Origin of the sequence: Microbacterium sp. NPDC007973 (genome assembly GCF_042958465.1) — a bacterium.
In the GTDB taxonomy this organism is placed as follows: domain Bacteria; phylum Actinomycetota; class Actinomycetes; order Actinomycetales; family Microbacteriaceae; genus Microbacterium; species Microbacterium galbum.
On record NZ_JBIBJJ010000001.1, the window covers coordinates 299,324 to 313,910 of the forward strand.

Annotated in this window: 14 protein-coding genes; 4 read left to right on the forward strand and 10 right to left on the reverse strand. The window is 68.7% G+C overall.

Features of this window, described 5'->3' with window-relative positions; all coding sequences use genetic code 11:
* Positions 1–2: 2 nt before the first annotated feature.
* Positions 3–968 carry a sugar-binding domain-containing protein gene (locus ACFZA2_RS01465; protein WP_315993161.1) on the reverse strand — a complete coding sequence of 322 codons (966 nt, stop codon included), beginning with the start codon at positions 966–968 and terminating at the stop codon, positions 3–5.
* 112 nt (positions 969–1,080) lie between these two features.
* Here ACFZA2_RS01465 and ACFZA2_RS01470 point away from each other — a divergent pair, with 112 nt between their 5' ends.
* The 3 genes from ACFZA2_RS01470 (at position 1,081) to glpK (ending at position 5,293) form a co-directional block, all read left to right on the forward strand.
* Positions 1,081–2,820, forward strand: coding sequence for an FAD-dependent oxidoreductase (locus ACFZA2_RS01470; protein ID WP_391399652.1), 1,740 nt, complete (start codon positions 1,081–1,083; stop codon positions 2,818–2,820).
* Positions 2,821–2,941: 121 nt separating this feature from the next.
* The gene (locus ACFZA2_RS01475) at positions 2,942–3,697 is read left to right on the forward strand and encodes an MIP/aquaporin family protein (RefSeq protein WP_315993163.1); all 756 of its coding nucleotides are present in this window, start codon (positions 2,942–2,944) and stop codon (positions 3,695–3,697) included.
* 84 nt (positions 3,698–3,781) lie between these two features.
* Positions 3,782–5,293 carry a glycerol kinase GlpK gene (glpK, locus tag ACFZA2_RS01480; RefSeq protein ID WP_363392738.1) on the forward strand — a complete coding sequence of 504 codons (1,512 nt, stop codon included), beginning with the start codon at positions 3,782–3,784 and terminating at the stop codon, positions 5,291–5,293.
* A gap of 231 nt (positions 5,294–5,524) precedes the next feature.
* Here glpK and ACFZA2_RS01485 read toward each other — a convergent pair whose 3' ends face one another.
* Positions 5,525–6,004: a hypothetical protein gene (locus tag ACFZA2_RS01485; protein WP_391399657.1), complete on the reverse strand. Its 480-nt coding sequence runs from the start codon at positions 6,002–6,004 to the stop codon at positions 5,525–5,527.
* 46 nt (positions 6,005–6,050) lie between these two features.
* Positions 6,051–6,521, reverse strand: a complete 471-nt coding sequence (locus tag ACFZA2_RS01490) for an OsmC family protein (RefSeq protein WP_391399660.1) — start codon at positions 6,519–6,521, stop codon at positions 6,051–6,053.
* A 136-nt stretch (positions 6,522–6,657) separates the two neighbouring features.
* Between ACFZA2_RS01490 and ACFZA2_RS01495 the strand changes: the two genes are divergently transcribed.
* Positions 6,658–7,641 carry an asparaginase gene (locus tag ACFZA2_RS01495; RefSeq protein WP_391399663.1) on the forward strand — a complete coding sequence of 328 codons (984 nt, stop codon included), beginning with the start codon at positions 6,658–6,660 and terminating at the stop codon, positions 7,639–7,641.
* Positions 7,642–7,711: 70 nt separating this feature from the next.
* On the opposite strand, the gene ACFZA2_RS01500 is transcribed toward ACFZA2_RS01495, so the two are convergent.
* From ACFZA2_RS01500 to atpD, 7 genes are all read right to left on the reverse strand, one after another.
* Positions 7,712–9,244 carry an APC family permease gene (locus ACFZA2_RS01500; protein ID WP_391399666.1) on the reverse strand — a complete coding sequence of 511 codons (1,533 nt, stop codon included), beginning with the start codon at positions 9,242–9,244 and terminating at the stop codon, positions 7,712–7,714.
* A 46-nt stretch (positions 9,245–9,290) separates the two neighbouring features.
* Positions 9,291–10,064, reverse strand: a complete 774-nt coding sequence (locus ACFZA2_RS01505; RefSeq protein WP_391399668.1) for a PP2C family protein-serine/threonine phosphatase — start codon at positions 10,062–10,064, stop codon at positions 9,291–9,293.
* A gap of 118 nt (positions 10,065–10,182) precedes the next feature.
* Positions 10,183–11,163 carry an aldo/keto reductase gene (locus tag ACFZA2_RS01510; RefSeq protein WP_391399671.1) on the reverse strand — a complete coding sequence of 327 codons (981 nt, stop codon included), beginning with the start codon at positions 11,161–11,163 and terminating at the stop codon, positions 10,183–10,185.
* A 77-nt stretch (positions 11,164–11,240) separates the two neighbouring features.
* The gene (locus ACFZA2_RS01515; protein WP_391399674.1) at positions 11,241–11,930 is read right to left on the reverse strand and encodes a DUF5684 domain-containing protein; all 690 of its coding nucleotides are present in this window, start codon (positions 11,928–11,930) and stop codon (positions 11,241–11,243) included.
* 110 nt (positions 11,931–12,040) lie between these two features.
* Positions 12,041–12,790 (reverse strand): YaaA family protein, encoded by a 750-nt coding sequence (locus tag ACFZA2_RS01520; RefSeq protein ID WP_391399677.1) that lies wholly within the window; start codon positions 12,788–12,790, stop codon positions 12,041–12,043.
* Positions 12,791–12,858: 68 nt separating this feature from the next.
* Complete coding sequence (locus ACFZA2_RS01525) at positions 12,859–13,119, reverse strand: F0F1 ATP synthase subunit epsilon (protein WP_391399680.1); 261 nt, start codon at positions 13,117–13,119, stop codon at positions 12,859–12,861.
* 1 nt (position 13,120) lies between these two features.
* The gene (gene atpD / locus ACFZA2_RS01530; RefSeq protein WP_391399683.1) at positions 13,121–14,569 is read right to left on the reverse strand and encodes a F0F1 ATP synthase subunit beta; all 1,449 of its coding nucleotides are present in this window, start codon (positions 14,567–14,569) and stop codon (positions 13,121–13,123) included.
* Positions 14,570–14,587 lie beyond the last annotated feature (18 nt).

Sequence of the window (14,587 nt, forward strand, 5' to 3'; positions counted from 1 at the left end):
GGTCAGCGCGTGACGCTGAGCAGGCGTCGCGCGAGCGACTCCTCCACGACGAGCTCCGTCACCAAGCCCGCAGCGAGCGCCCCGCGCAGCCCGTCGAGCTTCGACAGGCTCGACACGACGCAGAAGCGCCGGGGGATGCGACGGACCGTGTCGAGATCGGGCCCGCTGGAGCGCGCGTTGAGCTCGGGGATGTCGCTCGAGCCGTCGGCGCGGTAGAACACCGTCGCGCAGTCGCCGACGACGCCCTCGCGCTCGATCACCGCGCGGTCGCGCTCGTCGAAGTAATCGCCGCTGTACACGTGCGAGGGCACGTCGGCATGGGGAGAGCCGAGTCCGAAGACGAACAGACCGACGCGCTGCTGGATCTCCAGGACCGAGCGCACGGAGCGCTCGCGCCACATCGCCTGCTTCGTGCGCGGATCGTCGAAGAGCGCCGGCACCGGGAATTGGTGCACCGACGACGACCACGCCGCCCCGAACTTCGACAGGATCTCCCCCGCATAGGGGATTCCGGAGGTGCGCACGTTCGCGGCACCGTTCATCTGCACGATATGGGTGTCGTGCACGTCCTTCTGCGGCACGTGGCGCGCCATGGCGGAGAGGGTGGATCCCCAGGCCACCCCGACCGTCATCGACGACTCGACCCGCTCGGCGAGGATGCGCGCCGCGGTGAGGGCGGTCCGCTCCAGACGCTCGGCCTCGGACGTGCGCGGGGGTGTGGGGACGATGTGCGCGGTGATGCCGAAGCGGTCCGCGATGCGTTGCGCCATCTGGCCACGCGCGTCGTCGGGCGGACTGATCGAGATCGTGACGAGCCCCACGTCGCGGGCGTGCTGCAGCAACCGCGACACCGAGGACCGCGAGACGCGCATCTCGTGCGCGATGGCATCCATCGTGAGGTCCTGCATGTAGTACAGCTGAGCCGCGCGCAGCGCGTCTCGGGAGCGCTCCTCCGCCTGCGTCGTCACCGTCTCGACACCTTCATGAACACCATTCTGCACGTTTGTTCAAGGGGCTTGCAACAACGTGCAGACGAGCGCATCCTGATCGTCGTACCAACAACGAAAGGTCGCAGTCGACATGTCGTCCCCCACTTCTTCGCCCCGCGCGGATGTCCCGGCGCTCCGCCCCGACGTCCAGGCGCTCCGCGACGCCGAAGACCTCGACGTCCTGATCATCGGTGGAGGCATCAACGGCCTCGCCACCCTGCGCGACCTGGCCCTGCAGGGAGTCAGCGTCGCCCTCGTCGAGCGCGGCGACTTCGTGTCGGGTGCGTCCTCCGCCTCCAGCCACATGGTGCACGGCGGCATCCGGTACCTCGAGAACGGCGAGTTCCGTCTCGTGAAGGAAGCGGTCACCGAGCGCAACGACCTGCTCAAGACGGCCCCCCACTACGTCAAGCCGCTCGAGACGACGATCCCGATCTACAAGACGTTCTCCGGCATCCTGTCCGCCCCCTTCCGCCTGCTGGTGACGCACGGACGTGGCAAGCCCAACGAGCGCGGCGCCCTGCTGATCAAGGTCGGCCTCATCATGTACGACACCTTCTCGCGCGACGGCGGATCGGTCCCCCGTCACAAGTTCCTGGGCAAGAAGAAGTCGCTTGCCGAGTTGCCCAAGCTCAACTCCGACCTCGCTTACACGGCCACCTACTTCGACGCGTCGATGCACGATCCCGAGCGCATCGCCCTCGACGTGCTGCGCGACGGCATCGAGGCGGGCGCCGGGCGCACGCGGGCGGTCAACTACGTCTCGGCCGTCGGCGCCGACGCGAACGGCGTGCGCGTGCGCGACGAGGTGTCCGGCGAGGAATTCACCGTGAAGTCCAAGGTGATCCTGAACACCGCGGGCCCCTGGACCGACCTGGCCAACGAGGCCATGGGACTGAAGACCCAGTTCATGGGTGGCACCAAGGGCTCGCACATCGTGCTCGACAACCCCGAACTGCTCGCCGCGACCGGGGGACGCGAAATCTTCTTCGAGCACTCCGACGGCCGCATCGTCCTCATCTACCCGCTCAAAGACCGCGTCCTCGTCGGCACCACCGACATCGACGCCGACCCGTCGAAGCCGGTCGTGTGCACCGACGATGAGATCGAGTACTTCTTCGACCTCATCGGCCACGTCTTCCCGACCGTCGGCGTCGACCGCTCGCAGATCGTCTACACGTTCTCCGGCATCCGTCCGCTCCCCCGCCACGACGACACCGCACCCGGCTTCGTCTCGCGTGACTACCGCATCGTCGAGGACGAGATCGCCGGGACCCCCGCGATGAGCCTCGTGGGCGGCAAGTGGACCACCTTCCGCGCCCTCGCCGAGCACCTCAGCATGAAGACGCTGCAGAAGCTCCGTCGCCCGCACCGCGTGAGCACGCAGGGCCTGTCGATCGGCGGCGGCGCCGGCTTCCCCGCGACGCCCGAGCAGCGTCGCCGGTGGATCTCGGCGCGCACGAATGCTCACTCGGCGGAACTCGTGGATGCCATGCTCGAGCGCTACGGCACGCGTGCCGACGCGATCCTCGACGTGCTGCCGGCCGATCCGACCCCGGTCGAGGACGCCCCCGGGTACTACCGCGAGGAGCTCGAGTGGATCGCGGCGAACGAGCAGGTCGTGCACCTGATCGACGTCCTGCTGCGCCGCACCCACCTGGCGTTCGTCGGCGGCATGACCGAGCGCACGCTCCGCGAGGTCGCCGAGGCCGTGGCGGGTCCCCTCGGCTGGGACGCCGATCGCGTCGACGACGAGATCAGCCGCACCACCGAGATCCTGCGCTCCGCGCACCGGGTCGACCTGGCTCAGGCCGGGGTCGCGCGAATCTGAGAGAACGTGCGGGCGCGCCACCTGTCGCGCGCCCGCACGACGCGCATAGGTTCGGAACACCGAGCCGCATCACCGCTCGAGCCGAAGGTGGCCGGGCGAGAAAAGAAAGGTCGATGACGACATGCAAGAAGTGAACCTGGGGCTGTACTTCCTCTCGGAGGTGGTCGGAACCGCGATGCTCATCCTCTTGGGCTGCGGCGTGGTCGCCAACGTGGCCCTCGCCAAGACCAAGGGCAACGCCGGTGGCTTCCTGATGGTGAACTGGGGGTGGGGCCTCGCCGTGTTCGCCGGTGTGATCGTCTCCGCCTACTCCGGTGCGCAGCTGAACCCCGCCGTCTCGATCGGTCTGCTCGTCGCGGGCAAGATCGCGTTCGTCCAGTTCCTCGTGGCCGTGGCGGCCCAGATGGTCGGTGCGATCATCGGCGCCGTGCTCGCATGGGCGTCGTACAAGCAGCACTTCGACGACGAGCCCGACCCGGCCAACAAGCTGGGCGTGTTCTCGACCGGCCCCGCGATCCGCTCCTACGGCTTCAACTTCCTCACCGAGGTCATCGCGACCTTCGTGCTGGTCTTCGTGATCTTCGGCTTCAGCGACTACGGCGTGGCCGACATCGGCGTCCCCGGTGGCATCGGCGGACTCGCCGCCGTCCCGGTCGCCCTGCTCGTCGTCGGTATCGGCGCCTCGCTCGGTGGCCCCACCGGCTACGCGATCAACCCGGCACGTGACCTCGGCCCCCGTATCGCCCACGCCATCCTCCCCATCAAGGGCAAGGGTTCCAGCGACTGGGGTTACGCGTGGGTTCCGGTCGCCGGCCCCCTCGTGGGTGGTTTGCTCGCGGGTCTGCTGGCCCCCGTGCTCCTCAGCCTCGGCAAGTAACTCCGTCGCGAGGGCGTCGCCCGGCGCCCCGCCTCCCCTTTCCTCTCTTCACCCGTTCACTGAACACGACAAAGGAGTCCATCCATGGCCGACTACGTCCTCGCCATCGACCAGGGCACGACCTCGACGCGCGCGATGATCTTCGACAAGTCCGGGAGCGTCGTCTCCGTCGGACAGAAGGAGCACGAGCAGATCTTCCCGCGTGCGGGCTGGGTCGAGCACGACCCCCTCGAGATCTGGCGCAACACCCAGGAGGTGATCGGCCTCGCCCTGAGCCGCGCCGACATCACCCGCCACGACATCGCCGCCGTCGGCATCACGAACCAGCGCGAGACCGCGGTGGTCTGGGACAAGAACACCGGCAAGCCCGTCTACAACGCCATCGTGTGGCAGGACACGCGCACGCAGTCGATCGTCGACCGCCTCGCCGACGGTGACCCCGAGCGCTACAAGAGCATCGTCGGCCTTCCGCTGGCGACCTACTTCTCGGGCACCAAGATCGTCTGGATCCTCGAGAACGTCGACGGAGCCCGTGAGAAGGCGGAAGCCGGAGACCTCGTCTTCGGCACCACCGACACCTGGGTGCTGTGGAACCTCACCGGCGGCATCGACGGCGGCGTGCACGCCACCGACGTCACCAACGCCAGCCGCACCCTGTTCATGGACCTCGAGACGCTCGAGTGGCGCGACGACATCCTGTCGGACTTCGGCGTACCCCGCTCGATGATGCCCGAGATCCGCTCCTCCTCGGAGGTCTACGGCACCGTCGAGTCCTCGTCGCTGCTGCGCGAGACCCCGATCGCCGGCATCCTGGGCGACCAGCAGGCCGCGACCTTCGGTCAGGCCGCCTTCGACCCGGGCGAGAGCAAGAACACCTACGGCACCGGCAACTTCCTCATCTTCCAGACGGGTGAGGAGATCGTCCACTCGAAGAACGGTCTGCTGACGACCCTCGGCTACAAGCTCGGCGACCAGCCCGCCCGCTACGCGCTCGAGGGATCCATCGCCGTGACCGGCTCGCTCATCCAGTGGCTGCGCGACCAGCTCGGCATCATCTCCTCGGCCCCCGAGGTCGAGAAGCTGGCCGAGAGCGTCGACGACAACGGCGGCGTGTACTTCGTGCCGGCGTTCTCGGGCCTGTTCGCCCCGTACTGGCGTCCCGACGCCCGCGGCGCGATCGTCGGCATGACCCGCTACGTCAACCGCGGCCACATCGCCCGCGCGGCACTGGAGGCCACCGCCTTCCAGTCGCGCGAGGTGCTGGATGCCGTCAACGCGGACTCGGGCGTCGACCTCGCCGAGCTCAAGGTCGACGGCGGCATGACCGCCAACGACGCGCTCATGCAGTTCCAGGCCGACATCCTCGGTGTTCCGGTCGTTCGTCCGGTCGTGGCCGAGACCACCGCCCTCGGTGCCGCGTACGCCGCGGGTCTGGCCGTGGGCTTCTGGAACAACCTCGACGACCTGCGCGCCAACTGGCAGGAAGACAAGCGCTGGGAGCCGAGCATGGACGACGCCGAGCGCGAGCGCGAGCTGCGCCTGTGGAAGAAGGCCGTCACCAAGTCGATGGACTGGATCGACGACGACGTGCGCTGATCCCGCCCCCACGAACGGAACCCCGTCGGCCCCGTGCCGGCGGGGTTCCGTCGTTCCCGCCCGCCCCACGGTCCCCTCGCCCGCACCCGCAGGCCCCCGAGGCCGCGCCCCGCAGGCCCCTCCGCCCGCCCCCTGAGGTCTCTGAGCCCGCACCCCGAGGTCCCTGAGTCCGTCGAAGGGACCGGTCCCCTTCCCGCACCCCGGCTCCCACGGCATCCGGATGCCGAGACCTCAGCGCCGAGGTTTGGGATAGGCCGCGCGCATCGCGTCCGACTGCAGGTAATCCGACACCCCGATGAGCAGGAGGGCGAACAGGATTTGCTCCGTCACCACCCAGAACGGGTACAGCCCGGGGATGGCCGCCAGCACGAGCGCCACCACCGGGAAGATGCGGCTGAACAGCTGCAGGCGCCGGAAGGCCCAGTACCACCCCGCGTGAGCACGCCAGAGAAAGTAGAACAGCGTCGTCGTGATGCCCAGCACCACCAGACAGCGCATCCACACCGCGAAGCCGACGTCCTGACCGCTCAGGCTCATCCACAGCGCCACGACGACCGTCGCGACCCCGAGGACGAACCCCGCGGCCAGCAGCGCCGTCATCGCGCGGAAGGCCCGGCGCACTTTCGGATCGTCGGACGCCGCGACACGATGATCGGCCTGCCGGCCCCCGGCGATCCGATCGAGACGGCGCAGGGCGGGTTCGAGCTGCATGCGCTCACTGTACGACGAGTAGCCCCGCCGCCGTCCACGGCGCCGCTCAGCCGACGGTGACCACCGGTTCGTGACGCACCGGGAAGTTGACCGAGTTCGCGATGAAACACCACTCACGGGCCTGACGGTGGGCGGCGGTGGCCGCCTCGACCATGGACTCCTCGGCGACCGTGACGCGCGGTCGCAGCACGACGTCGGTGAACGCTCCCCCGCTGTTGCCGTCCTCCTTCATCGTCCCTTCGGCGTCGTCCGCGTAGGACGTGACGACCACGCCAGTCGTGACGCACGCGTGCAGGTACGACAGCAGATGGCATTCGCTCAGCGCGGCCAGCAGCAGCTCCTCCGGGTTCCACTTCGCCGGATCGCCCCGGAAGGGCGTATCCGCGGATGCCGCGATCGCGGGCTTGCCGTCGACCTGCACGGTCACGGACCGGTCGTAGTCGCGGTATCCGCTCGTCCCGGTTCCTCGGTCGCCGGTCCAGGTCGCGCGCAGGCGGTAGTGATGCTCTCCGTACATGCCCCCAGTCTGCCCCGTCCCCGCGCGCGAGTCGCCGGAATCGGTCGCCGAAAACGTGTCGGAGGCGACATATCCTGGCGACTCGCACGGGCGGCCCGACCGGGGCGGAAGGGGGTCGGCGGGATACGATCAAGGGATGCCCACCACGCCCCCCGCCTCCGTCGAACTCGCCGTCGTCGACCGCAACGGCTTCGTCGAATCACGCCACGTCGGCGTCGCCGTCGTGCTCGCTCCCGACGGCACCGAGAAGCTCGCCCTGGGCGACGTGACGGCGGCATTCCTGCCGCGCTCGAGCATGAAGCCCCTGCAGGCCCTCGCGTGCCTGTCCGCGGGAGCCGATCTCGCCGACGAGCGCCTCGCGATCTCCATGGCCAGCCACTGCGGCACCGACCGCCACGCCCAGTTGGCGCGCGACATCCTGCAGTCGGCCGGGCTCACCGAAGACGACCTGGGCTGCCCCGCGGCCTGGCCCACCGACACGGCGTCGCGCGACGAGCTCGTCCGCGATCACGGCACCCCCTCCCCGCTGCGCATGAACTGCTCGGGAAAGCACGCCGCGATGCTGCTGACGTGCGTGGCCAACGGGTGGTCGACGGCCGACTACCTCGACCCGCAGCACCCCCTGCAGGTGCACATCCGCGAGGTGCTCGAGCGCCTCGTCGGCGAGCGCATGACCACGACGGCGATCGACGGCTGCGGCGCCCCCGTCTACGCGATGAGCCTGGTGGGTCTCGCGCGCGCCATCCAGCGCATCGCAACCTCCTCTGAGCGCTCGCCCTTCGCCCTGCACCGCAGCGCGGGAGCGCTCGTCCGCGCTGTCAAGGAGCACCCCTGGACGGTCGACGGCCCGGGTCGGCCCGACACCATCGTGATCGAACGACTCGGCGTGTTCTCCAAGATGGGCGCCGAAGGCGTCCAGGTCATGACGGCGCCCGATGGAACGACCGTCGCCCTGAAGATGCTGGACGGCTCCAACCGTGCGGGCTGGGCGGTGGCCCTGCGCCTGCTGGAGCGGGCCGGGGCCCTGTCCACCGAGGCCGTCGATGAGACGCTGGCGCTCCTGCCCCTCACGGTGTCAGGCGGCGCGGGTGTCGTCGGCTCGATCCGCGCCGTTGTCTGATCCATCGGCGCGCCGGGCGGGCATGCCCTTCGCCGCCCGACCGCCCGCGTGAGCGGCCCGGCTGCGCGCCTCAGATCCCGCCGTCGACCGACCGCGGATAGGCGATCGGCTCGTCCGGAACGAGCACCTCGGTCTCTCGGTTGAGACTCTCGGCACGGAAGAACGGCTTCGAGCCGGGGAACGCGAACCACACCACCATGAGCACCACGCCGACGGCGAGGGCCCCGATGCCGACGACGAAGGTGCCCCCGACGCCGAACAGCACCGTGTAGCCGTACTCGGGGTCGTACATATCGATGGCCGACTGGACGAATGCGTATGTCAGCATCAGGGCCCCGAGCAGCGGCAGGATGCCGCGATAGACGAGGTTCTTGCCTGACGAGAACAGTTCACGACGGTAGTACCAGACGCAGGCGTACCCGGTCATGGCGTAGTAGAACGCGATCGCGAGTCCGAGCGACAGGATCGAGTCCTGCAGGATGTTGTCGCTGATGAGCGTCATCCCCACGTAATAGACGCTCGCCACGATCCCCATGACCAGGGTCGAGAACGACGGCGTCTTGTAGCGCGGGTGCACCGACCGGAACCGCGCCGGCAGCGCCTTGTAGGCCGCCATCGCGAGCGTCCCGCGAGCGGTGGGGAGGATGGTCGTCTGCGTCGACGACACCGCCGAGATGAGCACGGCGACGATGAGCACCCACCCGAACGGTCCGAACAGCCCGTCCTTCAGCGCCAGGAACACGTCGTCCGCGTTCTCGGGGTTCGCAAGCCCCGCGCCGTCCTCCCCTACTCCGGCGTACATCATCGCGGCGACGGTCACGGTGACGTAGGTCCCCAGCAGGATGACGGTGGTCAGCAGCGCCGCGCGGCCCGGAATGCGCTTCGGGTCCTTCGTCTCCTCGTTCAGCGCGAGGCAGGTGTCCCACCCCCAGTAGATGAACAGCGCCAGCAGCACCGCCTCGGTGAAGCCGCTCCAGTCGGTGAAGCCCAGCGGGTTGAACCACGCGATGTCGAAGGGGGTGGGGTTCGGCGCCGTGCCGTCGAAGAACTTCCACAGCGCGAGCACGACGAACAGGGCGAGCACGAGGTACTGCACGCCGAGCAGGATGTTCTGGATCCGTTCGCCGATCTCGACGCCCCGGTAGCTGATGTAGGTCATCGCGGCGATGAACGCGACACCGGTCGCGGTCACGAGCGGCACGTTCTCGGCGAGCGAGCCGTCGCCGATGAGCGACCAGAGGTAGATGCCGGCGATCTGCGACAGATTGGCGAGCACGACCATGCCGGCCACGGCCACTCCCCAGCCCCCCATCCACCCGATCCACGGCCCGAAGGCCTTGGTCCCCCAGGTGAAGGTCGTTCCGCAGTCCGGGATCTCGTTGTTCAGCTCACGATAGGCGAAGGCGATGAACAGCATCGGCACGAATGCGATGACGAAGGCGATGGGCGCCTGCGCACCGACGGCCAGGACGACGAAACCGAGGGTGGCGACGAGGGAATAGACGGGGGCGGTGGATGCCAGACCGATCACGGTCGAGCCCCATAGGCCCAGCGTTCCGGAGGCGAGGCCCTTACCGGCCGTCCGTTCGGGTGCGGAGGTCATATGCCGAACGTAGAATCCGCGCCCAGGCGCGGTCAAGAGCGGATTGTCAGGCGGTGCGGCGCGCGACGTCGAGGACGACGATGGTCACGTTGTCTCGGCCGCCGTTCTCCAGCGCGGCGGCCATCATGGCGTCGACCGCTGCCGCGGGGTCGGCGTTGGCCGCGAGGAAGTGACGGATGCCGAAATCGGTGAGCTCCTTCGTCAGACCGTCGGAGCAGACCACGAATCGGTCGCCGTCGAGCACGTCGAGACGCAGATAGTCGGGCTTGACGCTGTCGCTCGGTCCGACGGCGCGCGTGATGACGTTGCCGTAGGGGTGGTTCTCGGCCTCTTCGGGGCTGAGTCGGCCGGCCGCGATGAGCTCCTGCACCACGGAGTGGTCGGTCGTCACCTGGACGATCTCCTCATCTCGCACCAGGTACACGCGGGAGTCCCCGATGTTGAGGGTCACCCAGTGCGGTTCCTCGGTGTGCGTCTCGAGATAGAGGCCCGTGAGGGTCGTCCCCGTCCCCTCGTCCGTCGTCTCGGGATGCGCGACGATGTCCTTCACGGCGCGAGAGAGGGCCTTCTCGATGTTCTTCGTCGAGACCGCACCCGACTCGACGACGGCACGCAGACGGTCGACGGTACTGGCACTGGCGATCTCGCCACCGAGGTGGCCGCCCATTCCGTCGGCGACGATGAAGAGAGGGTATTCCGCGAGGAACGCGTCTTGATTGACCTCGCGGCGACGCCCCGTGTCGGTGCTCGCCGCCCAGCGCAGTTCGAGAGAGCCGTCGCCGAGGGGGACGGTACGCGTGTGGGTGGTCACCTCGGGCACGAACGATCCTCCGGTTGGCCGACAGCTGCGCCGGCGGAACCGCGCGGCCCTGTCATCCTAGTCGACACGCGACCATCGCCAGCGGACGCGCCGGAGCGCCCCCTCCCCCGTGCCGCGTTCACCCCGCGGCGGGATCGGCCGGCAGCCCCAGGATGCCGTCGAGCTCGGCGAGATCATCGACACTCGGCGACCACGCCGTGGCGGCGGCGGCGTTCGATCGCACCTGCGCCGCGCTGGTGGCTCCGGCGATGACGCTGGAGACGAGCGGGTTCGCGAGGAACCACCCGAACGTCGCCTCGAGCATCGAGATCCCCCGCGCGTCGCAGTATGCCTGGTACCGCTCGAGGGCGTCCCACGGCGCGTCGCGCCAGAGGTGCGGGCGCTGGCGCATGATGCGGCTGTTGTCCGGACCGCCCTCGCGCGTGAACTTCCCGGTGAGCAGGCCGTTGTGCAGCGGGAAGAAGGGGAGGAAACCGAGGCCGAAGCGTCGGGCGGCGGGGAGCACCTCGCGCTCGGCCGCTCGCGCGAGGAGGCTGTACTGGTTCTGCGCCGACACGAACCGGACGCCCGCCGCCGCGGCATCCGCCTCGGCGATCTGCCAACCCGAGAAGTTCGAATGCCCGATGTATCGGATCTTGCCTTCGCGGACGAGATCCGCAAGCGCGTCCAGCGTCTCGTCGACGGGCGTCTCAGGATCGGGCGTGTGCAGTTGGTAGAGGTCGATCCAGTCGGTGCGCAGGCGCCGCAGCGAATCCTCGACGGCGCGCCGGATGTGCGCCCGTGAGCCCTTCGCGCCGCCGACGATCGCCGGCGCGAGGTCCGCGTGGCCGAACTTGGTCGCGAGGACGACCCGGTCGCGGCGCCCCTCCAGCGCCTCGCCCATGAGCGTCTCGGACAGGCCGAAGGAACGGCCGTAGATGTCGGCCGTGTCGAGGAATGTGACGCCCGCATCGAGGGCGGCGTCGAGGACGTTCCGCGTCCCCTCGAGCGTTTCGGTGGGCGTGCCCGCACGACCGAAGTTGTTGCACCCGAGGCCGACGGCGGACACCCGAAGTCCTGAGCGGCCGACGGGGCGAAGGGGCAGATCGGTGGGGGTCATGACTCCACGCTATCCCCGTGACGACACGAGGGGCTCCCCGCACACGGCGGAGAGCCCCTCGACGATCCGGACGGAGATCAGACCTGCGGACCGGCCGGGGGCGCCGGCGGCGGCGGCGTGCTGCCCGAGGCGGGCGGCGTCTGCGGCGGCGCGTACCCGGGGGCCGCCGGCGGGGCGTAGCCCTGCGCGGGAGGAGCGACCGGCGCCCCGTATCCGCCGCCGTTCTGACCCTGGACGTTCTGCGCGGGCTGCGCGGGGATGCCGTTCCAGAACGTCTTGTCGGCGAGGAACGACGAGCCCCACGGCGAGGGCGACGCAGCGGTGGGGTTCCAGCGGTTGCTGCTGAAGCCCAGGATGCCGAGGAAGATCCACTGGCCGAGGGGGCCGAGGATGAACAACAGCAGGATGGGCCAGTCGCGCCCGAACTTGGCGGCCACCCGGTACGAGATCATGATCAGCGCGACGACGATCGCAAGACCGGCGAGGAAGTTCAGGATCGGGATGGCGGACGCCACGGCGAGACCCAACAGGACCCACGGCGAGAAGTCACCCAGCTTGGCGTAGACGAGGGCGTTGTAGACGGGGACCCAGGCGCGCCACTTGCCCTGGACACCGGCCTTCTCGAAGACCTTCATGAGCAGGAACGAGCTGATGAGGTAGCCCAAGATGCTGAACAGGAAGATGAAGAGGTACACCACGGCCAGAACCGCCGCCTCGCCGGCACTGGTCGTCCCGTAGTCGGAGTAAGCGAGATTTGAGATAGTCACGTCGATCCTCTCGAGCGGCTCCCGTGGTCATGAGAGCCGGCGGGCGTCTCCCGCGCGTGTCATGCTAGCGAACCTGAGTGTTCGCTGACATCCCCCCGTCGACATCCGTCTCAGACTGCTAGGAGCATCTCCCGTTCACCCGAGAGGCGCACCGTCCACCCGTTCTCGCTTGCCCACCCGAGGAAGTCCTCGCGGCTGGACACCTCGGCCCCGCTGACGGCCAGCGCACGCACCAGCTCGCCCTTCGCATGCTTGTTGAAGTGGTTGAGCGCGCGGACGGCGCCCCCCTCCCCCTCGGTGACCACTCGCACGTACGCCGATGACACGTCCTCGGGCACGGGCCCGAGCGCCACGTACGCCTCCGAACGAAGGTCGAGGATGAACGACGCACCGGTGTCGGCGAGAGCCTCACCCACGGCGTCGGCCCAGACACGGCGGAGCGACGGCAGAGCGGGAATCGAGGTCCCCGCCGCCAGGCGGTAGGCGGGGATGCCGTCGAGAGCTCCCACCGGACCGAAGGGCGCGGAATGGATGACGACGTGCTCCGCGAGCCAGCCGCGGGCGTCGTCGTCGAGGCTGTCGGCATCCAGAGCGTCGAAGAGCACCCCGGTGTAGCGGTCGACCGCGGGCAGGGTGGGCGCCGACCGGAGCGCGGCGTTGTCGGCGATCTCGTGCCGACGCTTCGGGCTGAGCTTCAGCACGCGCGCCGCCGTGTCTTCGTCGACGCTCAGGGCGACGAGGGCATCGACCACGCTCTCGCGCTGCGGAAGGAGCGACGGCGCCCACAGCGACGACAGCGACAACGGTGCACCGTCGCCGCCCGGCTTCTTGGTCTCGGACGGCGGCAGCAGGACGAGCATGGATCCTCCGGAAAAAGGCGACGCGCGCCGCCCGATATCGGGCGACGCGCGTCAGCGATGAAGCGATGTCAGGAGATGAGGGCTGCGTTCCCGGCGACGATCGTCACTTCGTCGTTCGCCATCGAGAGGAAGCCGTCCTCGGCGTTGGCCAGGATCTTCGTGCCGTCGGCGCGGGTGATGCGCACCTCGCCCTGGGCGAGGATCGCGAGCACCGGCTCATGCCCCTGCATGAAGCCGATCTCACCCTCGACGGTCTTGGCCACGACGAGCGAGGCCTCCCCCGTCCACACCTCGGCGTCTGCCGACACCAGGCTCACGCGCAACGACATGTCAGCCGTTCTCCTTCTGGATCTGCGCCCACTTGGCCTCGACGTCGGAGATGCCACCGACGTTGAAGAACGCCTGCTCGGCGACGTGGTCGAAGTCGCCCTTGACGATCGCGTCGAACGACTCGATGGTCTCCTTGATCGGGACCGTGGAGCCCTCGACGCCGGTGAACTTCTTCGCCATGTAGGTGTTCTGCGAGAGGAACTGCTGGATGCGACGTGCGCGCGACACGACGATCTTATCTTCCTCGGAGAGCTCGTCGACACCGAGGATGGCGATGATCTCCTGCAGTTCCTTGTTCTTCTGAAGGATCTGCTTCACGGCGGTGGCCACGCGGTAGTGGTCGGCGCCGATGTAGCGCGGGTCGAGGATGCGGCTCGTCGACGTCAGGGGGTCGATGGCCGGGTAGAGACCCTTCGACGCGATCTCACGCGAGAGCTCGGTGGTGGCGTCGAGGTGGGCGAACGTGGTCGCCGGAGCCGGGTCGGTGTAGTCGTCGGCGGGGACGTAGATCGCCTGGAGCGACGTGATCGAGTGACCGCGGGTCGAGGTGATGCGCTCCTGGAGCACACCCATCTCGTCGGCGAGGTTCGGCTGGTATCCCACGGCCGAGGGCATGCGACCCAGCAGGGTCGAGACCTCGGAGCCGGCCTGCGTGAAGCGGAAGATGTTGTCGATGAACAACAGCACGTCCTGCTTCTGCACGTCGCGGAAGTACTCCGCCATCGTCAGCGCCGACAGGGCGACGCGCAGACGCGTCCCCGGCGGCTCGTCCATCTGGCCGAACACGAGGGCGGTCTTGTCGAAGACGCCCGCCTCTTCCATCTCGCCGATGAGGTCGTTGCCCTCACGGGTGCGCTCACCGACACCGGCGAACACCGAGACGCCACCGTGGTCCTGGGCCACGCGCTGGATCATCTCCTGGATGAGGACCGTCTTGCCGACGCCCGCACCACCGAAGAGACCGATCTTGCCACCCTGCACGTAGGGCGTCAGGAGGTCGATCGACTTGATGCCGGTCTCGAACATCTCGGTCTTGGACTCGAGCTGGTCGAAGCTCGGCGCCTTGCGGTGGATGCCCCAGCGCTCGGTGACCTCGATGGTCTCGCCCGGAGCGGCGTTCAGCACCTCACCGGTGACGTCGAACACCTTGCCCTTGGTCACGTCTCCGACGGGCACCGAGATGGGGCCGCCGGTGTCGCGCACGTCCTGGCCGCGGACGATGCCGTCGGTGGGCTTGAGGGCGATGGCGCGAACGAGGTCGTCACCGAGGTGCTGAGCGACCTCGAGGGTGATCTCGGTCGACTCGTCACCGATGGTGATCGTGGTCTTCAGCGCGTTGTAGATGTCGGGGATCGCGTCATGCGGGAACTCGATGTCGACGACCGGGCCGGTGACGCGCGCGACGCGTCCGACGACGGCCGCGTCGGTCTTCTCGGCGGTGAGGCTCATGGCTTCTTCTCTCCTTGG